Source organism: Roseimaritima sediminicola (genome assembly GCF_009618275.1).
Classification (GTDB): domain Bacteria; phylum Planctomycetota; class Planctomycetia; order Pirellulales; family Pirellulaceae; genus Roseimaritima; species Roseimaritima sediminicola.
This window is the reverse complement of the sequence record NZ_WIAD01000007.1, coordinates 149,184-171,011: the sequence shown is the minus strand read 5'-3', so window position 1 is coordinate 171,011 and position 21,828 is coordinate 149,184. Positions and strand designations below refer to the sequence as shown.

The following is a 21,828-nucleotide window of genomic DNA, read 5'->3' as shown; positions in this document are numbered from 1 at the left end:
ATCAGTGGTCTAGGCTTCCAGCCTGTGAAGGCCATCCATCCCAATCTCGCCCCTCCGGCACCGAGCGACGGCGAGGTTCCCTGTGGACGCGCGTAAGCACCGGCTGATCGGCGTCACGAGGAAGAAAACTTGCTAGCGCCAGCTTAAGCGGTGATAATCAATCCACAAATGAAACGACGCCGCGGTGAGAACAAGTCCCAAGCGGTGAGAAGCAAGTAACTCGAACGGGACTGGTTCTCACTGCACAAGCCGGAGAACACCCCGAAAACACGTGTTCTCACCCCGTCCGTAAGGTAAGAAACAGGTTCCCCGACTGAAACTCGCGATGCTCCACACACTTCCTGTCGGCTTCGACCATCACGCGCATGCGAATGGCAGAACGGCGTTTGCAGCATGGGCACACGCCGAAGGCAACACGGACATTTCCTGCGAACCGGTTTTTCGGTACGGCCGCGCATTCGCCGATGGGATCGAACAGTTGCGTGCTGTATTCGCCACCCAAGACTGTATTTTTCTCAACAATGTAGTCGGTCATTCTTCGGCTCTGAAGTGCTCACTCCCTTGTAGTTCCGATGATACGTTGGCGTTGACCTACAACGGTCTTGAATCGCTAATTGCCGATCCGAAGATCGTTGGCCACCTTGTCGATGACACGCTTGTCGCTGACGCTTTATGCCCGATTACAGGCTGGTTTGTGATCTGCGGCGAGGGATCGTTCGACGATTCGCCAGCGGAAGCGGGACTCACTCCTGAGGAATTGATTTACCCCTCCTTATCGCGCAATGACACTGAAGGCGTTTACATCTGCCGACTTACTGACGCCAAGGCCTATGCAACAAATCGGATTGGCATCGACTTTCTGGCATACTTCGTCAACCCGACGGTCAGCCTCGACTTCCCGCTTATCGCCGACCGATACCGACGCGACAGGCTCAAAGAGTATTTCTTGCGAACCGATGTGACATTCGGTACTCTTGGCGACTGCCATATGGATGACGACATTGCGGTTTCGTATCGCTCGGCTGTATTCCGCTTTCCTGACACGCAACGCTTTTTCATTCGGTAGGGCGAACACGGCGGGAAACCACCGGAAGCACCGAAGTCGTCGAAAGCGACTTTTGGCAACGGTGACTTTTCCGCTCCGACTCGGTGATCTCAACCGTTCTGGCACAGACAATCAATCATCGTGCTCGTGCTCAATGAAATGGTGCTCGTGCTCGTAATCGAAATGGGGCTGACTTGACCGAACCAATCTTTGGCCACGATCGACTCGACGTTTATCGTCTCTCAATCGAATACGTTTCGGCAGCGTTTGACGTATCGGAATCATTGAGCGGTTTGCATCGCCACCCTCGCGACCAATGGCTCCGTGCCGCTCAATCGATTCCACTGAACATCGCCGAAGGCAACGGCAAACGAAGCCTGAAGGATCGAGCCCGATTTTTCGACATCGCACGAGGTAGTGCGTTTGAATGTGCCGCGATCCAAGATGTGCTGGTAGCGTCAGGTGGATTGGATTACGCGTACAGCCGTTAGGTGAAGTTGAAGCTCAAACGAATCGTCTCGATGCTGACTCGTATGGCAATGAAGTTTGACGGCGTCGGCGAATCGTCGGTAGACTATGCCGTGGCGATCGATTACGAGCACGAGCACCGCGATGCTGAGCACGAGCACGAACGAGAGCCAGAACCAAGCCGTGCACGTGCGGACGGCTTGCGCGGTTTTGCCAATGGAAAATCAATCGTCCGTCACAGGTGACGGCAACCGTTCTGCCAATGAGTCTGTTTGCATGCGGTTCAGTATTGCTTCGCTCCTTGCACTCACCGCGTTTGCGGCGTTCGGATGCTATGCAGTTCTAAACCCCAGTTTTGTGTTTGCCGACGCGATTGAGTTCCTGCTCAATACCACCTGTGCGATTGGATTCGTGATCGCAGCACGTTCACGCGGCGTCCTGCGAAGCGGCGCACTGTCCTATTCCGTCTTCACGCTGATCGGATCTCATTTAGGGACAAGTCCCGAGTCCTTTGCAAACTGGATTGCCGAAGTGACGCTCTCCAAAGCTTCACCCCGGCAGCAGATGCATGTCTGGGTCGTGGGGAAGACTCTGAATAACTTTCTTGCAGTATTCGGTGGGGTAATCGCTGCTGCCGCGTCGCCAGCACTGACGCATCGCCGACCGTCAGCAGATGCGGCCAGAGGAGAGCGATCCGGCGGTGCTCGAACTGCACAGGTTTTTTTGGTTTCACTGGCGATGGCGGGTTATCTTGGAATTGCGTGCTATTCCGTGCTTTTTCCAAGCTTTCTTGTGGCAGACCTACTTGAACTGTTGCTGAATATCGGCTGCGCTTCGTCGATTCTCATCGCATTTCATTGCTCCGGCAGAACCCAGGCTGCCGCGATAGGATTTGCAGCGTTCACATTTGTTTTCTCCTGGATCGGCACCTGCCCAGATCTGATCGCAGAATGGATTGCGATAAATATTTCAAGGCACGACGGCATTCCATCGTACTCAACCCACAAATGGGTCATTATCAAAACGATTAACCATGTTTTCGCGATTTGCCTTGGGTGGACCGCTGCCGCGATGTCACTAGCTTTCTCCCAATCCATAGGGCCCGTTATTGAACGTGAGGCAGAACCATAATATGCATTGCAACGGCGTGGCAGCCACGGCAGTGGCGACATGTGGTAGCCCTGGGTGCCAACCCAGGGAACGGACAATCAATCGCTCTGCGATTCCGACCTAGGTCGTCTCGGCACTTGAAACCCGTCCGAGGCACAGCAATTCCGCGCCTAGCAGTCTAGAATTACCCGCGGCATGGCATCTAGCGACTTGGGCTACTCCGCTTACAACGAAGTTATTCCCGAACGGTTCCTTGATGCCCGGTTACGGCAGGCGTTCTTGCTGTCAGGCGAATCAAGGAATGACCACGCCTGAACCAATACCCGAAATGGTCGCCTTCTACGAGCAACGCACCGCGGAGCACATCGAACGGTTCTCTAACCTTTGTCTCTGCCGTTGGGCGACAGCTAGTCAAGAATGGCGTCCTCCACATCTCTTCCTAACTCCATCTTCCTACCTGTCCATGGCGAGCAGATGGTAGGATAATGGAGGTAGGCTTATTAACGTAGTGAATTTATGCTCTGCGAGCTCGTTGTTGCTCGGTTCCGTTCCGGCCGGTATCCTGGAGTCGAACCAGATCGGCAGGGTTGTCAAAACGCCCGCTAATCCGCTCATCTCACAAAAACCATGTATTGAACCAGAGTTGCGGAGCTGACGTTACAGCATGGTCAATCTTAAGCGGCAACCTGGTTCGCACCGACGCTATCCCGATCAAGCTTGAAAAGAGATATTAATGAGAACTGGTCCACTCGGCTCGCTGCTGCTGACCACAACGTTGTTATTGACGACTAGCGTCTGCTCCGGAAATGATGCTCAAAGTAACGGCCGGGCTGAGGCCGCCTTGCCCAAAGTGCTGATCATAGGCGACTCAGTTTCCAACGGATTCACTCCTCATGTTGCGGCTCAGTTGGAAGGCAAGGCAGTTGTTCAGCACAACAAAGGAAACGCCAAACACACGGGCGTAGGGTTGGAGCAGCTAGATGCATGGATTGGAAAAACCCAATGGGATGTTATCCACTTCAATTGGGGCCTATGGGATCTCTGTTATCGTCATCCGAAATCGAAAGTGCAAGGAAACCGAGATAAGGTAAATGGAACCCTCACTACAACGATAGAAGATTACGAGGAAAACCTCGAGCGGCTCGTCTCCCGCCTTAAGAGAACCGACGCTCAACTAATCTGGGCAACTACTACCGTTGTTCCGGATGGGGAAGCCGGGCGTATAAAGGGCGACGATGTCAAGTACAACGAGGCGGCTGCGAGAGTCATGGAACGGCACGGCATCGTTACCAACGATCTCCATGCGCTTACCAAATCCTTTGACGCCGACCTGTTTGCGAGACCAGGCGATGTTCACTATACCCAGGAGGGTTACAAAAGAATTGGGCAGCAGGTCACCGACAGTATTCTGAAGGCCCTTGGTGTCGCGGGTAAAGGTAGGAAGTGAAAAACACAGTCGTTGCACTTCAGATTGGAATTCACGACGCGGGATAATCATGGGTTGCACACGGAGCCGCGCGTCGCGCCTTTGTTGAAATCAATCCTGTTCGCCGCGGTCCGGTGAACTCGGCCGTCATTGCTGCTAAGCACGTCGGCATAAATCTTTCGGTGAAACCCCGCGACAACACCCTCCCGCGCAGCGGGAGGGTCGGGCTCTTAGGCCCGGGGAGGGCCTTACGGAAACCCTCTCCGGGCCTAAGAGCCCGACTCTCCCAGAGGGAGAGTAAAGCCGAATTAAATGTTGCGACGTGCTTAGCGATCGTGTGGTGCGATCGTTGCGGGTGGCCGGCTGTCGGTAGCGTCAAGCGGTTCCTATTCGCGAATGGTCGCGAATAGGCGATTACCGGTTCGGCTTTGGCGGGTTCTTTTGCTCGGACCTGTTTTTCGGTATCCGCTCCGGTTCGTTCGGCGCTGCCCTGTCGCGCCGGTACCTGCTTGGCCTCCGTGCCTTTGTGAACTTTGTGAGAACTCGTCATCCTGCAGACTTGCATGTTTATTCATCGTCGGCCGCGATAGAATGCAGCGTTCAGGGGCGTCCCGGACTGGAACCTCGGTGTGACAGTAGCCAACAATCGCATGTGAGTACAGGTGGTTCGTTTGTCGGTCTGCTGGTTTGTCTTGTGTTCGTGCCACGCTGCAAACGGCGGGTCACCGGTCAGTCAATTTATTAGAAAACGCATTGCTTATCTGAGCCGTTTGGGTGATAGCCCCGGTTCTGCGGTGAGGAAACCGAGGCTATCGCCTAAACGGCTCACTAAATCGACAGCCCATTCCGAGGCAGGGCTTCGCCGGGGGGAAGGGCTTGGGTTCGGTGTACAACGAAGGGCGAGACCACTACGTGCTCGGAAACGTCGTCGACGTCACGACGCGGACCGAGCCGGGCTTCTCCTCGAATCTGCCGCTAGTCTCGGTCTGAACACCGGGTTGGGTGAAATGGATATCTGATAAGCCGCTGCGAAAACCCTGCGGGAATGGGGCGGGTCGGCGATAGGGCCCGAGGCTAGCGCGAGCGGCTCAGGTTTTCAGACTGGGCCTAGTCACGGCGGATAAACTTCTGCGCACGCTTGCCGATAATGTCACCGACGTAGATATTGCCCTTGGAATCAAGCGCCAGAGCGTGCAGCCAGTTCACTTCGCCCGGCTGCTCCTTGCCGTCGGCTCCTTTGGGGATCGTCCACAACTGCAGCAACTTTCCCTTCGTGGTGAACTTCATCAGCACTTGGTCTTTGGGAGGGCAACTCAGAGGTGCGCCGGGATAGTCGGGATCCTCGCGCCACGGCATCGGCGAGGCACCGCAAACCCAGATGTGATCTTCCGGCGTGACCCAAAAACCCCAAGGGACGATGATGTTGTCCCAGCTATCGACCAGCTTGCCCGCTTGGTTGTAGATCATCACTCGGGCGTTGTTGCGGTCGGCGACGTAGAGCTGGCCGGCCGAGTCGATGGCGATGGCGTGCGGAAGCGAAAACTGCAGCGGGCCAGTGCCCAGGCTGCCCCAGGCCTTCACGAAGTTGCCGTCCTTGTCGCAGTGAACGATGCGATTGTTGCCGTAGCCGTCGGCGATGAAGATGTCGCCGTTGGCGGCGATCGCCATGTCGGTCGGTTTGTCGAAGTGCGTTTCGTCATCGCCGGGAACGCCCGGTGTGCCGATCGTCTGCAGTACTTTGCCCTCGGGGCTGAACTTGCGAACCACGTGCAAGCCGATGTCGGCCACCCAGATATTCCCGTCATCATCAATCTTTAAATGATGCGCCGTGGCGATGCTGTCCTCGCCCCAGGATCGGACCAGTTCGCCGGCGGGCGTGTAGACCTGGATCGGTGGCGTCGAACGCGTGAACACATAGATTTGATCCTTTGCGTCGACCGCGATTCCGGGCACGTCTCCCGACTGGAATTCATCCGGCTGTTGAGGCCAGTTCGGATCGACTTCATACCACGGCGCCATGTTCACACGCGGGTAGTCGGGGCTCTTGCCCGGGTCGAGTTCGTTCATGCTCTTTTGCGCCTGCGCGACAGGAGAGATGCCGCCCGTCAGGATGAGCAGCAGGATGGCTCGAAGCTTTTTCATGATGTAAGGCTCGTTGTTGATTGGCTGTTCCAGGATTACAAGGCGGACGAGCAAATTGGAAACCCTTCGTCCGGACCGCTTGCCACTAAAGTGTAGCGAATCCCAATGCGGCAATGGGCGGGCAAGGTGTCTGGTCTTCGCGACGCAAGAGAAGGACGCCAGAGCGTGAGTGATCCTGGACGTGACGACGGCGTTACCGGCCAGCGGTCCCGGCTAGCGAGGGAACGCTCGAAACCAAACATATTCCGCTGCGGTGGCGTCGAGCTCGATTTGAAGCTCCTTGATGACCGGTCCTCCGGGAATCGGCTTTCGTGCGGCGTTCGGCTCGCCGGAATGCTGCAGCACTCGAACGATCTTCAGTCGTGGTTCTTGCGAGGCCGCAATTTCGGCTTCGAACGCGACGGGCAGCCCCCGAAACAGACTCAGGCTTCGATAGGCGTTTGCGTTTTCCTTGTCTCGCTCGAGCATTTGCAACGGCTTGGCGATGTCTGTTCTCCAGCTGATCCGATACGATCCGTCGGACTGTGGGTCGAGTGGAAGTGGCAACGGATGGGATAGAGGCTGATCGCCCGTGTCTCGGAAACTTGTTCGCACATCGCGCGTCTGTTCTCCGGCGTCGAGCAAACGCCAAAGATGGCTCGTTCCGTCGATGATTCGCATTCGCCACTTGGTTAAATCTGCGTTCGGCGGAGTCTTGGGAAGTCGAATTCCCACGTCCTTGGGACGGCTCGCGTCCCAGCGAAGTTCGACGACGGGTTTCGCTGCGCTGGCGGATTCAACGTCCGCTTGCAGCAAGATGCTGTAGGCCGATTCCCCTGGATCTGCTTGCGTCGAACCCGCTTTCTGCTCGCGCGGTACGTCTATCCGCTTCCAACCCGCGAACTCTATCGTCTGATCCCCCAGCACCTTTTGGTTGCCAACGAAAAACTCGGGAACGATGGTCAGTACGGGCTTGCGGGATTCGGAGGCCGGCCGAATAAATGTCCATGCGTACTGTTGGCTTTGCCTGGTGCGGTAGCGAAGTCCGTCGCGCAGACCCATTCCGTCATAGCTTTGCAGATGCTCGAAGCCGACGAAGGGAGAAGGCGGGGGGTAGGTTTGGTCCGCTCGGTCGATCCAAAGTCGATAGCCCAGGTGGCTGACCCATTCGTCACTCTGACCGTTGAAGTAGCTGCCCGACTCAAATTTCGTTCGTGGGGTGTAAGATTTGCCGGACAGATGCAGCATGGATGTTGCACCGCCGCGCATGATGAACGGCGGGTTTAATCCGCTGGCCCTCTGCCAGCCATTGGGCATCCATTCTCGTCCCATCGACCGAGCGATAACGGTCTGACCATCGACGAACACCCTGAAACGAAACCCTTCATCGGGATGGTCAGCGGAATGCAGCGTGATGCGATGTCTGCCGGCCGTCAGCGGTATCTTCTCGAAGTCTTGTGGCATTCCCGCCTTGGACACGGTTGCCACGCAGAAGCGAAGTTCAAAGGCTTTGCGTTCCGGGACATGAACTTCCCATGATTTCAGATCCTTCGCCACCGGAGGATACGCGACGCACTGAAGGCGGTCGGGGTCGGCAATTTCTAAACGACTGGACAGCGCCAGCAGATCGTTTCGTCGCTGAGTGAGACGGGCGTTTGTCTCGAAGGCCAGCAGCACAGCCGTCCAAACGGCGATGATCGCCGTCAGCGCCAGGATGTGCCACAGCGAGAACCTGAAACGCGCTCTGCCGTTCGGTGAACCGGTGGTCATTGTCGCTGTCCCTCTGCAAGTGAAGAAGCTTGAAAGCCGTCGGGCGTGCGGCCTCGACGAAGCTGTTCAAATTCGGGATCGAGCTTCCTGGGACATACGACCACAATGCCACCCGCATACGTCGTGATGGATTGCCCGTTGATCTCTTTCACTTCCGCGGTGTTCGGATCGTACGCTTTCAAGATTGGCAGAATCGTGGATTGATCGAACGACTGGGCGGGGCCACCAGGGCTTGCCAATGTTTCGACCACCAGATTTTCACTGTCGAGGTCGACGTTCCACGTCCCTGAAACGCTCGATCCACCAAAGGAATAGAAGCACACCAGCCTGTCGTCTTGCCGCCGCAAACTGATCGTCAGCAGCTCGTGATAGGGTTCGGGACGCGGGGACGAACGGCTCGAACCGAAACCGCCTTGGAAGTACATGCCCGACTCGGAAACGCGTCCCCCGCCTCGCATGGTTTGGAAGTCATATCCTGGCGGTAGATAGCAGCGGAACTGCCAGAGCAGGTCGACGTGCGGAGCCACCTCGGGCGGAACGATCGGCTCCTCGATAGCCACGATGTAAATCGCATCCACGTCGTCGATCTCCATCCGTCCCAGTTCGGCTTCCAGCCGCAAGACGTCCTCCCGCAACTCGCGATTGTCGCGCGTCCAGATGATCAAGGTCACGATTCCGCAAAGAAGCAAAAGACCAACGAAGAGTCGCGGAAGTCGCTGCAGGAGGGTTGACGTTTTCAACGATATCGAGCTCGTCAGGAGAAGATTGACCGGAGGGAGCCGAGCAGGAACTCATGGTAACGCAAGGCACATGGTCATGCAGGGAAAGACGGGCGGCAACGCCACAGCGGATCCGGCCGAGCGTCCCGATTTCTGCGGGAAATTCCGTCGCTGGAACTGCGCCGGATTGCTTATTCTTTCTGGCTGGTTAGCCTTTGGGGGTGGCATCGGTGCCCAGTTGTAGTTATTTGCGTTGTTGCTTTCTTTGCATTTGTCGTTCCTCTCAAAAACCTCTGCGAACCATGATCTCTCGTATTCTTGTCACCGGCGGCGCCGGATTTCTGGGATCGCATCTGTGCGAACGGTTGGTCGATCAAGGCCATGACGTGATCTGTTTGGATAACTTTTTCACCAGTCAGAAACGCAATGTATCGCATCTGCTGGACCGGCCGAATTTCGAGCTGATCCGCCACGACATCACGCTGCCGATCTTCTTGGAAGTGGATCAGATCTACAATTTGGCCTGCCCGGCCGCACCGGGGCATTATCAGTTCAACCCCATCAAGACGATGAAGACGTCGGTGATGGGGATCATCAACATGCTGGGCATCGCCAAACGCTGTGGGGCACGGCTGGTGCAGGCCAGCACCAGCGAAGTCTACGGCGACCCCGACGTGCATCCCCAGCCGGAATCCTATCGCGGCAATGTTAATCCGATCGGACCACGGGCCTGCTACGACGAAGGCAAACGCGCCGCCGAAACGCTGTGCATGGACTACGTTCGCAGCAATAACGTCGATGTTCGCGTGGTGCGAATCTTCAACACCTACGGCCCTCGGATGCATCCCTACGACGGCCGCGTGGTTTCAAACTTCATTCGTCAGGCTTTGTGGAATGAACCGATCACGATCTTTGGCGACGGTTCGCAGACTCGCTCGTTCTGTTATCGCGACGATCTGGTCGAAGCGATCATCCGCATGATGAACGCTCCGCCCGGCTTCCACGGTCCGGTCAATATCGGCAATCAAAGCGAGTTCACGATTCGCGAGCTGGCCGAACTGGTGCTCGAACAGGTCGGAGGCGAATCCGAACTGATTCAAAAACCACTGCCCAAGGACGATCCTACGCGTCGCCAGCCCGATATCAGCTTGGCTATGAAAAACCTGGACTGGAAACCCACGACGCCGCTGGCCGAGGGGCTGGCCAAAACCATCGAATGGTTCCGCTCGATCGATCTGAGCGACTACAAACCGCCGACGCCGAATTACAGCTGAATCCACGGCTGAATCGTTTACCCGAACCAACCGTGCAGCCACCAGCGGTCGGTGCCCAGTTGTCGGTAGATCCACAACCAGGGACCGGTTTCGATTTCGATGCGATAATAATCGCGACGGATCGAAGGGCCCTGCCACCAGCCGGTTTCGATGCGTTCCGGTCCCCAAGCTCGCACGGTGCGCTGGGCGGCCGGCCAGCGCGGCAAGCGAATCTGTTGGGGCCAGCCCTCGACGTGCAGCTCGACCGCTTCGATGGGTTCGGGCTGGGACAGCAAGTCCAGCGGCCGGCGCAGCGGCACATCGAGTGCCGACCGGTAAACTCCATTGTCGCCGGCCCGTTTGCCGTCCCGCGGCGCTTTGCGGCGGCGTGACGTGTTGCTTTCGCCGCCCACCGCACGGCTGCCTCTGCGACGGTTCCGTGATTGCAGCCGGCCGGTCAACGGCACGGTTTTGTAAGCTCGTTCGGGCAAGGGGTCCTTGCTGGGCCGAAGCCCCAGGACGCGATCGGCGCCCAACCGGTTGCTGAGGTTGTCGATCAACTGGGCAAAGCGTTTCTGGTCGGCTGCGCCCGCGCCGGTTTCTCCCAACAGACTCTGCTGGATCGCTTGCAACGGGCCGGTCAACGGAGCGGCCAGGACGATCCGATGCACCGCAGACGGCAAGCGTTGTTGTTCAAACACGTTGTGCAACAACCCCGTCAGGTGGGCGGCGTCGGCGGTGGGAGCAAACAATCCGACCCGCAGGTGTCGCGAGGGAGCCTGTACCAAATCCAACCGACAGGCCAGCCGCAGGACGCCGTGTTGTCGGCGACTGAGTTGCTGAGCCAGGCGTTCTACCAAGCCCTGCAGACGATGCTTCAGCAGGTCTGTTGCGTTGGTGGGATATTCCAGATCGGTGGTTGCGACGTCTTCGGGGGCCGCGTGATGAACCGGTAGGGTTTGGTCCACAGTGCCCAGCGCCTGGTCGATCCGCGTCAAGACTTGCGGTCCCAACCGAGAGGTCAACCCGCTGCGCGGCAGTTGCAGCAGTTCGTCGACGGTGGCGATGCCCAGACGATGGAGCTTTTCGGCCGCCGGCACCGGCAACCGCAGGCAAGCGACCGGCAGCGTCGCGAGCGCCGCCTGCGTCTCTGCGGCGGGAACCTGCCAAACACGACAGGAACCGTGCCGCATGGCGGACGATTCCGGGCCGTAATGCGCAAACGCCCAAGCGGCGCCGACACTCGAACAGAGGGCCAACCGCGCGGACAAGCCGTGACGCCGGAGGACGGTTGTCGCTTGATGCAGCAGTTGGGCTTCGTCGCCAAACCAACGCCCCAGCCCCGTTACGTCCAACAACAGCGCGTCGGGTTGGTGCAGGTGTTGTCCCGCCCAACGAGCTTTCTCCAGCGGTTCCAGGGCGACCAGCGGGCTGATCTCCAGCGACAGCGTCTCGGCCAAGTCGCGCAGCGCCGTCAGGTCCGCCGCCGGGTCGTGCGCAGCGATCACCGGTCCTGTGTCTCCACGCCGCTCTGTGGCCCCGCGCATCGGCGTGGCCCCGGGCATCGGCGTGGCCCCGGGCATCGGCGTGGCCCCGCTGCTCTGCAACAACGTGCGGGCTTCGACCAGCGGCATGGCAGGTCGCACACCGCGCCGTACCGCGGCGGCCGAAGCCGCGACGACGGTGCGGCCACGACGCGGATCGGTATGCCACAGCACGACTTCGGTTTCAGGCGGATGCTCGGGTTTGCTGGGCGGCCGGTTGGCGGGCGGCCGGTTGGCGGACTGGCGCGAGTTTTCCCGAGCCGCGGCTTGCCACCGCTGGACGGGCCAATTGGGCAGCCAGATGCACAGCCGCCGCGGCGCTGGTGTTGTGGGCGGCGGGCCGGGGGACCGAGGTGTTGGAACGGTGGGCGGGCACATCGATGATTCCGTGTTCGGTAATGGCAAACGTGACCGAGCGGTCGATTCGGCCGCCGCGACAGCGCGTCAGGGTGGCGCGGAGCGTGCGGCCGCGAGAGGCTCGACCCGCCGGCGCTTCGCCCTGAACTCGCCAGCGGATCGCTGCGAAGCTGGGCTGGTTCATGACGCTGGCCGGCCGCACCAACATTGCCAACGTGTTGCCGGTTTCCGCAGCCAATTGAAAACGCCGCGCGTCGCGATCATCCAGCGACGCCCCCACCGGACTCCAAACGGCCGCCACGGCCGGACAACGCAACGCTTGGTCGATGGCCCACACCTGATCCTGGTGATCCGCCGGGCGAACCCACACGATGCGGTCCATCGGCACGCCCAGCCCCAGGGCCGCCGGCGGATAAAACGTGCCGCTGGCATCGACGACGACCAACCAGCCCGGGCAAGCACGAAGCGCTTGGGCCGCCGCCAACATCGACAACAATCTCGCGCCTCCGCCCGCGCAGGTGGCCACCCACTCGACCATCGAACCGGCCGGAAACCCGTCCCGCGGCAACAAACGGTCCATCGAACGAACGCCGCTGGAGACGGGCGCGAACGGTTCGTCGTGGTTCTCCCCTCGGCCGCTTTCCAGATTCCCCAGCTGCTTGCGCAAACGGTCCAGTACGCCGGCGCTAGACGACTCGGAGAGAGGCCGCTGCGTGTTCGGTCGCGCGGCGGGCGTCTCCGTAGTAGACGGGCTCGAACCGCACGCTTCCGAGGCCGGCGACGGCGAAGAAGCCGGCGCGGGGGAAGCCTTCGCCATGGGGCCCGATCGCGGCCCGGCCACCTGGTGCGGGTCGAGTACCGCCGCGGGAGCGGTATCCCAAAAGGCTAGTTGTGTCGTCATCGTTGCTCCTATCCATCGGCGAGCTAAAAGAGCGTCTGTGTACGTATGTATCGTACAAAGTCCATGCTAGCATTGCACTGCATTTCGTGCATCTGGAAAAGAAATTAGGCGCGGAGCCTGACACGTGCGGTCAAAACCGGAGCGGGGCGGCAAAGATCGACTCGATTTGCGGCCTTTTTAAAGATCGGGCGGGCAAGCGCAGACGATCGCCAGTTGCGAAGCGGGCCAGCGCAGACGATTGCCAGTTGCGAAGAAACGACCGTCGATAGCCTGAGATGCAAATCCCAGGTCGACGATACCCCACCCCATTGAAAGTCGCGAAGCGACGGCGGGTGGCTTGAAACCACCTGCCGTCGCTTCGCGACTTTAAACCTATTTTTGGGGCCTCCTACCTCGGATTGGCATCCGAGGCTATCGACTGCCATCGCTTCGCGATTCAGCCCCCGATCGCCCGGGCAGACGACGAATTGCTAGAAGCGCTCGATGGTCAATCCGAGCGTTCTTGATTCCAGCGCTGGACCGCTTCGACAATTCCCGCCGCCGAGATGCCTTCGTTGTCGAGCAGTTTTTCCGGAGCGCCACTCAGCGGGCGTTTGCGGACGGCCAGACAGCGGACCGGCGTCGGGTGGTCCGACAGGCTGGTCAGGACCGCTTCGCCGATGCCGCCTTCGGGATAGTGGTCTTCGACCGTGAAGACGACCTGCGTCTGGTCGGCAGCTTGGCGAACGGTGGCATGATCCAACGGTTTGATGCTGTACAGGTCGATCACGCGCGCGGCGATGCCTTGCTGGGCAAGACGCTCCTGGGCGTCCAAACATTCGTGCAGGGTGATGCCCGCACCGATCAGGGTGACCTGGTCGTCGTCGCTGCGCCGCAGGATCTTGCTGCCACCGATCGAAAAGGATTCGTCGCTTTCGTAGAGGACCGGCGTATCGCCGCGAGTGGTCCGCAGGTAGGCGATGCCTTCGTAGGCGGCCATTTCGTCGGCAAGTTTTTCGGTGGAAACCGCATCGCAGGGATACAGGACCGCCGCGTCCTGGAGCGTGCGAAACATGGCGATGTCTTCGAGTCCCATCTGAGACGGTCCGTCCTGGCCGATCGAGACGCCGCAGTGTGAGCCGACGAACTTGATCGCGGCTTCCGAGTGCGGAGCCATGCGAATTTGGTCGAAAGCTCGCGTCAAGAAAGCTGCGAAGGTGGAAACGAAGGGGATTTTGCCCCGCAGCGCCATCCCGGTTGCCGCGCCGACCATGTTCTGTTCGGCGATAAACATTTCGAAGAACCGTCCCGGGTGGGCTTCCTGGAAACGCTGGGCGCGCGTCGAATTGCTGACTTCGGCGTCCAAGGAAACCAGCTGAGGGTACTTGGCGGCCAAATGCAGCAGGGCGTTGCCGTAAGCGTCCCGCGTCGCGACCTCGTCGCCCAGCGAGTACCCGGGCGATTCAGCCTTCATCGATCGTGGTGGATCGGGCTGGTACACGATCGGGGCAGCAAACTGGCCGCGAATGTCTTCGTTGGCTTCGCCCCAGCGGTCCAGCGCACCTTCGACCAGTTCGTCCTCGACGGGTTTGCCGTGATGCCCGCCTTCGTCTTCCAGTTCGGGGATCCCCTTGCCCTTGATGGTGTGGGCAATCAGCATGATCGGCTGGCCGGGATACTGTTCCGACGCATTCATTTGTTCGTAGGCGTGCAGGACCTGATCGTGATCGTGACCGTCTTCGATGAGAATGCATCGCCATCCGAACGGTTCGATCCGGCGACGATAGGCTTCCAGGTCGTGCCCGTACATCGTCGGCCCCCGCTGGCCCAGTCGATTGACATCCAGGATGCCGACCAGGTTGTCCAGTTTGTAATGGGTGGCCAACTGGATCGCTTCCCACTGCGATCCTTCGGTCATCTCGCTATCGCCCAACAGCACAAAGCTTCGGCTGGGCGAATGGTCCAAATAGCGTGCGGTCATCGCCATGCCCAATCCGATCGATAGGCCTTGGCCGAGCGATCCGGTGGCGGCCTCGGTGTGCGAGAAACGCGATGTCGGATGTCCTTCCAGTCGGCTGCCGAACTCGCGGTAACTCTGCAAATCCCCTGGCGGGATCTCGCCGGCGGCAGCCCACAGGGCATAGAACAGCGGCGAAGCATGGCCCTTGGAAAAGATCAAACGATCGTTGGCAGGGTTTTGCGGTTGCTGGACATCAAAGCGAAAATGTCCGGCGAACAACAAGTCGACCATCAGTTCGACCGCCGACAACGACGACGTGGGGTGTCCGGAGGCTGCACCGGAGGTGGTGCGTACGATCCAGCGTCGAATTTGATTCGACAAGGCTTGCAGGTGAGAAGTATCGGTATGCGTTTCGGTCGACATGGAGAACTCCGAGTGTTGGATGGCCCGAGGATGACCTGAGGTTTAGGCGAGGTGTTTGCGAATCCGGTCGTCCAGCTTGCTCTGGTCCGCAGCGAAGGTCGCCAGTCCGGCCCGCGTCATCAGGCTGTCGATGGCCAGGTCACGGCGTTGGATACGCGATTGCCAGCGCTGGTGCTGGGGGATTTTGCCATCGTCGGCAATGGTTCGCAGTTCCGCCTCGGCCAACACCGGGAACAGGTCTTCGATTTCGTGGTCGTTCGCCAACTGCTGCAGTTCGGTCGCATTTGCCGGCGGCATCAGGATGGCTTTTTGCACGAACGTGCGTTCGGTTTTGCTGACCGCCCACAGTTTTTCAATCCGCACCGTGCTCGGATCGACACTGTCATGCAGGGTGACTTGTGGTTCTTCGTTCAACTGGGACTGCCAGGGCTGCTGCAATTGCCGCTCGGCTTGCTGGGCAACATCCGCGGGCATGGTGATCACGTCGACACCCGCCAGGGCTGGCAACTGGGAGGGATCGCGGAGACTGGCGGCGATCTGTTGGGTGTCGGTCGTCGGCAGTCCGCGGGTGAACGTCGCGACCTCGCTTTGGCTGGCCAACGTCGCCTTTTCGCCGACCATTTTGCCGTCGCCCAGTTCGTTGTCGGCGACGTACGAATTCAGCCTGCCGAGAAAGACATTGACGAAGGACGGCCGCGCCAGGGCGGTCACCACATAGTTCTGCCGGGCACTGAAACCCAGCGTGCAATTGACGCGGATGTTCTCGTCGCGCAGCTGTCGGATCGCAATGATGCCGGCGGGCGTGAATGGAACTTTGACGATGAAGTGTTCGGGACAGATCTGATGGCAGCGCCGGGCAAAGGCCAACGTGGCTTCTCCGTCATCGGCCACATCGGTGTGCAGTTCGACGCTGACATCACAGCCGAATCGCTCGACCAGCCGCAGGGCGTGCCGCACATTTAAGATAAATGCGATCTCGCGAACGCGCGCCTCTTCGGGCAGATCGGCGACCAATTCGGCGGCGCGGGGTACCAGGTCGTCGTAGGTGCCGTTTTGGACTTCCTTGTTCAGCAGCGAGTTGTTGGTGGTCAGGCCGCTGAACTGCTGGCACCACAGCGATTCGATGTCTTGGATGTCGCCGCTGTCGAGCCACAGGGCGGTGGGGGTGCGATTGAGCTTTTTCCAAACATCGCTGGATTTGGGTTCAGGCCGCGATGCCTCCAAATCGATCCCGTCGTGAACGAACGCGGCGATGCGATCGGACGGGGCAGACTGCGGCTCGATGACCGCGAGAGAGGAGTGGGACGTGGCGTGACTCATGGGAACGTTTGCCTCACTTGGGTTTTGAAGCTTTTAAAGCTTTTAAAGCTCTCGAAGCTTTCGAATAATCAGTGATTTTCAAAAGCAAAACGCTGCAAAGTTCACGCCAAGTTGGCCGGCAGGGGGCTTCCCAGATCGAAAGCCAGGGCTGGGGTAAGATTTTCCGGCGGGCGCAAGGTTTTGTGGCGGGCGATGGATCATCCGCGTCGCCAGCCTCGAGCTGGCGCCGCGTTGTCTTTGTGAGGCGGCACCCTGGAAACCGTGCCACGAGAGCAACGCTTGCATTGGCAGGCGGCGGTTGGTCGCTGATCAACCGCAACTGAGGTATTCTGGATGCAAATGCCCCAGCCGTCTGAAAAGTGCACCGCCGCCCCCGTCGCCTGCTAACCCCGTTTGGGCCCCGTTATGCTGCAGAAAATAAAACTCGTCCTCGTGCTTCTGATCCTGGTGCTGCTGGTATTGTTCGGGTTGCTGAACCGCGACCCGACCAGTGTCGATCTGGTTTTCGTCAGTTTTACGCTATCCACGACGTTGCTGGTGTTCGTTACCGCAGCTTGCGGGTTTCTGGCCGGTTCGCTGACGACCGGCTTGTGGCTGCACAAACGCGCTCGCCGCGCCAAGACCAAGGCGTAGCGAGCCCGCGGCGGCGACCGGCTCACTCGGCATCCGCCGCAGCCGTTTGATTCTCCGGCACGATCTCGAAACGGGTGTGCGGCGTGGAAGATTTGCGAACGAGCATCGCCGGTCGCTGGGCGAATGCCTGAAACTGCTGTTCGGCTTCCTGTGCGTCGTAGGCCCCCGCGTGCAGGAACAGCAAGTACCGCAGCTCCAGCGGTTGGTCTTCGCGGACCAGGATGTCTTCGTGGTAGCACGGCGACGCACACAGCCAGCCATCGGAGCGGACGTGCCACGCGTTGGGAAACCCGACGTTGTTCGGGTGGTCGAAGTAGGTGATCCCCTCCTGCACCCAGCGACGTTGCTCGGGCGGTCCGGCGGCACTGGCGCCGCTGTAGTCGACCCAGCGATGCGGTTTGCCGAAAATCGCCGGTTCGCCCTGGCTGCCGTCGTCGGCGGTCAGGGTACCGCGGCCGAAGGCGGCGGACAGCGATTTGCTGACGCGAACCGCCAACAGGCCGTAATTCGTTTTCTGCAAGGTCACCTGTTCGCGGCCCTCGGCCGGGCGGAACGTGGTTTGAATTTCCAGCAGCGCCTGGTCGTTCTCCAGCGGTGTCCAGCGAGTGATCAACTGCTGCTCCATCAGCCGTGTGCCCTCTGGGTCGAACCATCCCAAGCGAACGGCAAAGGCGGCGTGGTCGTCGCAGTCCTCCAGGGCCAGCCATTGGTCTTGGCGCACGGCCGTGCCTCCGTGTTCGGACCAAAAATTAAATCCGTCCACTTTGTTGTGCGCGAACCAGATCGAGCGATGGTGATCGTGGTCCGGTGCACCGGGGTGACCCATGCGCGTCAGCGATGTTCCGCTGGGTCCGATCACCGGATAGAAAAACGGCCGCGGAAAGCTCGGCGCGAAATGCCATTTCAATCGATTCACTCCATCCACGTCCAAAACGAAGTCGTGGGCGTCGCCGGGCCGGACTACGCAGCGCGGCGGCGAATCCGACTCTGGAGATGGTTCGGCGGCCGGGGCGGATGCCGGAAGGATCAGGCCGATCGCGAGCGCGACCAGCCAGCCAAATCGCAACCGGTCAGTGGGAAACGATCGCAACCGGTCGGCGGGAAACGCAGTCAAGAAACGAACGGGGAAGGCGGGGCGGTGAGTCATAGGTGAAGGCCGAGGTGCGAGGGAAACAGGTGGTAGCGGAAGCCGGCGAGCGGGATCCACAGGCGGGATCGCTCGCTGCCATGATATAATCCTCGCCCCCGTCCGGGGGAAATCTGGCCGGGGACAATCATGCGGAACGGGCAGTTTTATCGACCGATAGACTCCTGCCGCCCCGCCAATCGACCTGTTTTTCGGGATCCTGGATTCATGAAGTTGATTTCGGTTCGCTGCAACCACTGTGGAGCTCCCCTGGAGGTCCCGCCCACGGCACGTTTTGTGACCTGCGGGTTCTGTGATGCGCAATTGGTCGTCCACCACAGTGGCAGCGCCCATTCGACCGAGCTGTTGGAAGAGATTAAGGCGACGACCGACGGTTTGGTCGAGCAGGTCGAGCAGCTGAAGCACAGAGAGGAAGTGGAACAGTTGGACCGGCAGTGGGAGATCACGCAGCGGGAGTTGCAGGTTCATGGCAAGGACGGTCGCGTCTCGGTGCCGTCCAAAGGCGGCGCTATTTTCGGCACCGTCATCGCAACCGTCTTTGGATTTGTTTGGATGCTGTTTGCCGGCAGTATTGTCGCGCGAGGAATGCGGATGGGGCTGCCCTCGGCGGCGGCCCTGTTTCCCTTGTTTGGATTAGTGTTTATCGTCATCGGGATTGCCGGCGGGCTTTTGCACTACTCGAAAGCTCAGCGCTACGAGCAAGCCAAGGCTCAGTACCAACGACGTCGCCGAGCGGCCTTGGGACTGGAGGACCCGCGGCGTATTCCTACAAACGAAGTGCGATGAACGACATTCCCACGGCCGTCTTTCTTTCGGGCGGCGGCAGAACGCTGGCCAATTTGATTCAGGCTCGCCAACAGCAAGGCTTGCCCGTCGATTTTCGCTTGGTGATCAGCAGCAAAGCGTCGGCCGGTGGCATCCAGATCGCTCGCGATGCCGGGATCGAAACGCGCGTCGTCCGGCGGGCGGACTCGCCGGATGATCAGGCGTATCAAGAAGCGATGTTCGGACCCTGTCGCGAGGTCGGTGCGAAGCTGGTCCTGATGGCCGGCTACCTCAAGCACGTCTTGATTCCCGACGACTACCACGGCCGCGTACTGAATATCCATCCCTCGCTGATCCCCGCATTCTGCGGCGCGGGAATGTACGGGGCTCGCGTGCATCAAGCGGCGATCGACAAGGGCGTGAAAGTCAGCGGATGCACGGTACATCTGGTGGATAATCACTACGACAATGGTCCGATCATCGTGCAGCGGACCTGTGCGGTGTTGCCCGACGATACGGCCGAGACGCTGGCCGCTCGGGTTTTCGAACAGGAATGCCTCGCCTTTCCCGAAGCCATCCGCGAGCTGGTCGGCCGCTGGCCAAAGTAGCTCGGCTGGCCAAAGTAGCTCGGCTGGCCAAAGTAGCTCGGCTGGCCAAAGTAGCTCGGCTGTCCCAGCCGAGAAAACCCTGCTCGCGAAAACCCTGCTCGCGAAAACCCTCTTCGCTCGATCGCGAAGCGAGCGTACGGAAAGCCGCCGGCTGGTGCTCGAGGCTGTGAAGCAAAACAAAGGCCAGAGCTCTTGAGCGGCGAGCGCGATGGTTGCTTCTGTCTCGGCGGGGACAGCCGAGCTACTATGGTGCTTAGGCTCGGGCGGCTTGGCGGGGGCCGCGGGCCAGCAGGATCGCTCGCCGCCGAGCGACGATCTCATAGCGGCTGATCACACGCTGGGCCAAGTCGCCGATGTGCTGGAGCTCGCCACGCTGGGGATCGTACAGCGGCAAGCTGCCGCCCAGCTGCGGCAGGGGCGTCGACGCGGTGACTGCGGACGGATCGCACGCAGCGGACGATTCCGCAGCCGGCTCGGCAATTCGCTCAGGCCGCCGAGCACGTTCTGCAGCGACGCGGCGACAGGCTGCCGGAGCTCGACGGGCCGTGGGAGCTCGACGGGCCGTGGGCGAACCGCCGGAGGAGAGCCGCGGAGCACGATCGGCGGTGGCGGCGTAGGGGACAGACGAGCTGGGTGCTTCGAACAGCATTAACTGAGTCATCGTCGATCTTCTCGGCTGCATCGTCGGCCAGGAGTCGTTCCGGCCAGCGATCGGATGTGGATGGGGTGGTTCCATGTAAGACGCTCGCGTCTCACTGCCGGTAATCATCGCGACGGGCCGGACACGTTAGGTCACAGCCGAAAGGAAAAGTTCTGGGGGGCCCGGAAGCGGCGGGATTGATGGGCTCCAGCGGTCCAAAGTCTGGCGACTTCGGTTACGTGGCGGTCCAAAGTCTGGCGACTTCGGATACGGGGGCGACCGGTGGGGCGGATAACTGGCACAACCGTTACGGAACCCCTGTTGCTTTTATTTTTGGGCATCAGAGCTTGCCCAACCGATTCTTATTTGTGTGATCAACGGGTCTGAAAGGCGTCCAGACCGGTCCTCCCCGTATAAGTGAATCGAGGTTGTCAATGTCGGAATCGATCCTTGCGAACGAAGCTCCTGATCTGCCGGATCTGGAAGCCGCAGAGCTGGCCGAAGCGCGTCGTCAGTTGCGAGCCTCGCGGACTCGCAGTGGAGCCCAGTCGCCACTGGAGACCTACCTTCGCGAGATCAACGAGACGGCATTGCTGACGGCCGACGAGGAGCTGGAGCTGGCCGGAGCGATCGCCCAGGGCGACGTCGAGGCTCGGGACCGGATGGTTCGCGCCAACCTCCGCTTGGTGGTCAACATCGCTCGGGGCTACACCGGCAAGGGGCTGGGGCTGCAGGATTTGATCGAAGAGGGCAACCTGGGACTGTTGCGGGCGGTCGAAGGTTTCGACCCCACGATGGGCACCCGCTTCAGCACCTATGCCAGTTACTGGATCAAGCAGTCGATCAAACGGGCGTTGATCAACAGTGCCAAGACGATCCGTATCCCGGCCTACATGGTCGAACTGCTGAGCAAATGGCGGCGGGCGACGGCTCGCCTGACCGAGGAGCTGGGGCGGACGCCGACGCACGAGGAGACGGCGCGGATGCTGGGACTGCCCAAGAAGAAGCTGCCGATCATCAAGAAAGCCATCCGCATCAATAACAGCACGCCGCAGAGCGACCAAACCGATTCCGGCTGGTCGCTGGGCGAGATGGTGATGGATGAACGGCTGAAGAGTCCCGACGAGGAGCTGTTGGATCACGACATCCTCCGCCACGCCATGGACCTGCTGGATGACCTGGAGGAACGCGAGGCGACCGTGCTGAAGCTGCGGTTCGGCTTGGACGGGGACGAGCCGCATACGCTGAAGGAGATCGGGGCCAAGCTGGGCTTGACCCGCGAACGCGTGCGTCAGATCGAAACCGAAGCCCTCCGCCGCTTGGCCGACGGTCTGATGGACCCCCGCGAACGCCTGTTCGGGTAGGCTTTTTTTGCGGCCGCCGAGAGCACCTGCCGGCGCCGATAGACTCGTTTGCCACCCACCCTCCCTGTTGGACTTGTCTCTGGGCCACTCCCTCCCTGGCCCGTTGAGCGATTGCCGCCCGAAGCTGCGTCGCCCCGTCGAGCCTGCTGCTGCGACCGCCGATCGGGGCGGCCGCTGCATGCTCGACCGGCGCGTCGGCCGCAGCCACCGGCGTCGGTGATTGCCGACAAGTCCTCCGAGGCAGACGAGTCTATCGGCCGGCTAAAACGCGTGCC

Annotated in this window: 19 protein-coding genes; 10 read left to right on the top strand and 9 right to left on the bottom strand. The window is 60.1% G+C overall.

Annotated elements, in window-relative coordinates; translation table 11 throughout:
* Window positions 1-325: 325 nt before the first annotated feature.
* The 5 genes from GE027_RS06410 to GE027_RS06395 all read left to right on the top strand — a co-directional run bounded on the left by GE027_RS06410 (window position 326) and on the right by GE027_RS06395 (window position 4,070).
* Window positions 326-1,066, top strand: coding sequence for a hypothetical protein (locus GE027_RS06410; RefSeq protein ID WP_153556354.1), 741 nt, complete (start codon window positions 326-328; stop codon window positions 1,064-1,066).
* A 173-nt stretch (window positions 1,067-1,239) separates the two neighbouring features.
* Window positions 1,240-1,536: a four helix bundle protein gene (locus GE027_RS06405; protein ID WP_153556353.1), complete on the top strand. Its 297-nt coding sequence runs from the start codon at window positions 1,240-1,242 to the stop codon at window positions 1,534-1,536.
* The gene (locus GE027_RS22805; RefSeq protein ID WP_162006601.1) at window positions 1,537-1,758 is read left to right on the top strand and encodes a hypothetical protein; all 222 of its coding nucleotides are present in this window, start codon (window positions 1,537-1,539) and stop codon (window positions 1,756-1,758) included.
* Complete coding sequence (locus GE027_RS06400) at window positions 1,730-2,644, top strand: hypothetical protein (protein ID WP_162006600.1); 915 nt, start codon at window positions 1,730-1,732, stop codon at window positions 2,642-2,644. Before GE027_RS22805 ends, GE027_RS06400 begins: the two co-directional genes overlap by 29 nt.
* 712 nt (window positions 2,645-3,356) lie before the next feature.
* Complete coding sequence (locus GE027_RS06395; RefSeq protein WP_153556351.1) at window positions 3,357-4,070, top strand: SGNH/GDSL hydrolase family protein; 714 nt, start codon at window positions 3,357-3,359, stop codon at window positions 4,068-4,070.
* 1,086 nt (window positions 4,071-5,156) lie between these two features.
* Here GE027_RS06395 and GE027_RS06390 read toward each other — a convergent pair.
* The 3 genes from GE027_RS06390 to GE027_RS06380 form a co-directional block, all read right to left on the bottom strand.
* Complete coding sequence (locus GE027_RS06390) at window positions 5,157-6,191, bottom strand: peptidyl-alpha-hydroxyglycine alpha-amidating lyase family protein (protein WP_153556350.1); 1,035 nt, start codon at window positions 6,189-6,191, stop codon at window positions 5,157-5,159.
* A gap of 213 nt (window positions 6,192-6,404) precedes the next feature.
* Complete coding sequence (locus tag GE027_RS06385) at window positions 6,405-7,940, bottom strand: hypothetical protein (protein WP_153556349.1); 1,536 nt, start codon at window positions 7,938-7,940, stop codon at window positions 6,405-6,407.
* Window positions 7,937-8,605 (bottom strand): hypothetical protein, encoded by a 669-nt coding sequence (locus tag GE027_RS06380; RefSeq protein ID WP_162006599.1) that lies wholly within the window; start codon window positions 8,603-8,605, stop codon window positions 7,937-7,939. Before GE027_RS06380 ends, GE027_RS06385 begins: the two co-directional genes overlap by 4 nt.
* Window positions 8,606-8,961: 356 nt before the next feature.
* Between GE027_RS06380 and GE027_RS06375 the strand changes: the two genes are divergently transcribed.
* Window positions 8,962-9,933 carry a UDP-glucuronic acid decarboxylase family protein gene (locus GE027_RS06375; RefSeq protein ID WP_153556347.1) on the top strand — a complete coding sequence of 324 codons (972 nt, stop codon included), beginning with the start codon at window positions 8,962-8,964 and terminating at the stop codon, window positions 9,931-9,933.
* A 17-nt stretch (window positions 9,934-9,950) separates the two neighbouring features.
* Here the strand turns inward: GE027_RS06375 and GE027_RS06370 are convergent, their stop codons facing one another.
* The 4 genes from GE027_RS06370 to GE027_RS06355 all read right to left on the bottom strand — a co-directional run bounded on the left by GE027_RS06370 (window position 9,951) and on the right by GE027_RS06355 (window position 16,396).
* The gene (locus tag GE027_RS06370) at window positions 9,951-11,630 is read right to left on the bottom strand and encodes a Y-family DNA polymerase (protein ID WP_153556346.1); all 1,680 of its coding nucleotides are present in this window, start codon (window positions 11,628-11,630) and stop codon (window positions 9,951-9,953) included.
* A 10-nt stretch (window positions 11,631-11,640) separates the two neighbouring features.
* On the bottom strand, window positions 11,641-12,714 hold the full coding sequence (locus tag GE027_RS06365) for an ImuA family protein (RefSeq protein ID WP_153556345.1): 1,074 nt from the start codon (window positions 12,712-12,714) through the stop codon (window positions 11,641-11,643).
* A 487-nt stretch (window positions 12,715-13,201) separates the two neighbouring features.
* Window positions 13,202-15,076 (bottom strand): transketolase, encoded by a 1,875-nt coding sequence (locus tag GE027_RS06360; RefSeq protein WP_153556344.1) that lies wholly within the window; start codon window positions 15,074-15,076, stop codon window positions 13,202-13,204.
* Window positions 15,077-15,118: 42 nt separating this feature from the next.
* The gene (locus tag GE027_RS06355; RefSeq protein ID WP_153556343.1) at window positions 15,119-16,396 is read right to left on the bottom strand and encodes a transaldolase family protein; all 1,278 of its coding nucleotides are present in this window, start codon (window positions 16,394-16,396) and stop codon (window positions 15,119-15,121) included.
* A gap of 405 nt (window positions 16,397-16,801) precedes the next feature.
* On the opposite strand from GE027_RS06355, the gene GE027_RS06350 reads away from it, so the two are divergent.
* The gene (locus tag GE027_RS06350; RefSeq protein ID WP_153556342.1) at window positions 16,802-17,029 is read left to right on the top strand and encodes a lipopolysaccharide assembly protein LapA domain-containing protein; all 228 of its coding nucleotides are present in this window, start codon (window positions 16,802-16,804) and stop codon (window positions 17,027-17,029) included.
* Between the two features lie 22 nt (window positions 17,030-17,051).
* On the opposite strand, the gene GE027_RS06345 is transcribed toward GE027_RS06350, so the two are convergent.
* Window positions 17,052-18,176 carry a DUF6807 domain-containing protein gene (locus tag GE027_RS06345; protein ID WP_153556341.1) on the bottom strand — a complete coding sequence of 375 codons (1,125 nt, stop codon included), beginning with the start codon at window positions 18,174-18,176 and terminating at the stop codon, window positions 17,052-17,054.
* A 207-nt stretch (window positions 18,177-18,383) separates the two neighbouring features.
* Here GE027_RS06345 and GE027_RS06340 point away from each other — a divergent pair, with 207 nt between their 5' ends.
* A complete protein-coding gene (locus tag GE027_RS06340) occupies window positions 18,384-18,962 on the top strand; it encodes a hypothetical protein (RefSeq protein WP_153556340.1) in 579 nt (192 codons plus the stop codon).
* Complete coding sequence (gene purN / locus GE027_RS06335; protein ID WP_153556339.1) at window positions 18,959-19,549, top strand: phosphoribosylglycinamide formyltransferase; 591 nt, start codon at window positions 18,959-18,961, stop codon at window positions 19,547-19,549. Before GE027_RS06340 ends, purN begins: the two co-directional genes overlap by 4 nt.
* 253 nt (window positions 19,550-19,802) lie before the next feature.
* Here purN and GE027_RS06330 read toward each other — a convergent pair whose 3' ends face one another.
* Window positions 19,803-20,210: a hypothetical protein gene (locus GE027_RS06330; RefSeq protein ID WP_153556338.1), complete on the bottom strand. Its 408-nt coding sequence runs from the start codon at window positions 20,208-20,210 to the stop codon at window positions 19,803-19,805.
* Between the two features lie 413 nt (window positions 20,211-20,623).
* Here GE027_RS06330 and GE027_RS06325 point away from each other — a divergent pair, with 413 nt between their 5' ends.
* The gene (locus GE027_RS06325; protein WP_237607334.1) at window positions 20,624-21,553 is read left to right on the top strand and encodes a sigma-70 family RNA polymerase sigma factor; all 930 of its coding nucleotides are present in this window, start codon (window positions 20,624-20,626) and stop codon (window positions 21,551-21,553) included.
* Window positions 21,554-21,828: the final 275 nt, after the last annotated feature.

Bases quoted from the DNA above. Each gene is read 5' to 3' on its own strand.
- GE027_RS06410 (WP_153556354.1), top strand. From the start codon at position 326: ATGCTCCACACACTTCCTGTCGGCTTCGACCATCACGCGCATGCGAAT.
- GE027_RS06400 (WP_162006600.1), top strand. From the start codon at position 1,730: ATGGAAAATCAATCGTCCGTCACAGGTGACGGCAACCGTTCTGCCAAT.
- GE027_RS06395 (WP_153556351.1), top strand. From the start codon at position 3,357: ATGAGAACTGGTCCACTCGGCTCGCTGCTGCTGACCACAACGTTGTTA.
- GE027_RS06390 (WP_153556350.1), bottom strand. From the start codon at position 6,191: ATGAAAAAGCTTCGAGCCATCCTGCTGCTCATCCTGACGGGCGGCATC.
- GE027_RS06385 (WP_153556349.1), bottom strand. From the start codon at position 7,940: ATGACCACCGGTTCACCGAACGGCAGAGCGCGTTTCAGGTTCTCGCTG.
- GE027_RS06375 (WP_153556347.1), top strand. From the start codon at position 8,962: ATGATCTCTCGTATTCTTGTCACCGGCGGCGCCGGATTTCTGGGATCG.
- GE027_RS06365 (WP_153556345.1), bottom strand. From the start codon at position 12,714: ATGACGACACAACTAGCCTTTTGGGATACCGCTCCCGCGGCGGTACTC.
- GE027_RS06360 (WP_153556344.1), bottom strand. From the start codon at position 15,076: ATGTCGACCGAAACGCATACCGATACTTCTCACCTGCAAGCCTTGTCG.
- GE027_RS06355 (WP_153556343.1), bottom strand. From the start codon at position 16,396: ATGAGTCACGCCACGTCCCACTCCTCTCTCGCGGTCATCGAGCCGCAG.
- GE027_RS06350 (WP_153556342.1), top strand. From the start codon at position 16,802: ATGCTGCAGAAAATAAAACTCGTCCTCGTGCTTCTGATCCTGGTGCTG.
- GE027_RS06345 (WP_153556341.1), bottom strand. From the start codon at position 18,176: ATGACTCACCGCCCCGCCTTCCCCGTTCGTTTCTTGACTGCGTTTCCC.
- GE027_RS06340 (WP_153556340.1), top strand. From the start codon at position 18,384: ATGAAGTTGATTTCGGTTCGCTGCAACCACTGTGGAGCTCCCCTGGAG.
- purN (WP_153556339.1), top strand. From the start codon at position 18,959: ATGAACGACATTCCCACGGCCGTCTTTCTTTCGGGCGGCGGCAGAACG.
- GE027_RS06330 (WP_153556338.1), bottom strand. From the start codon at position 20,210: ATGACTCAGTTAATGCTGTTCGAAGCACCCAGCTCGTCTGTCCCCTAC.
- GE027_RS06325 (WP_237607334.1), top strand. From the start codon at position 20,624: ATGTCGGAATCGATCCTTGCGAACGAAGCTCCTGATCTGCCGGATCTG.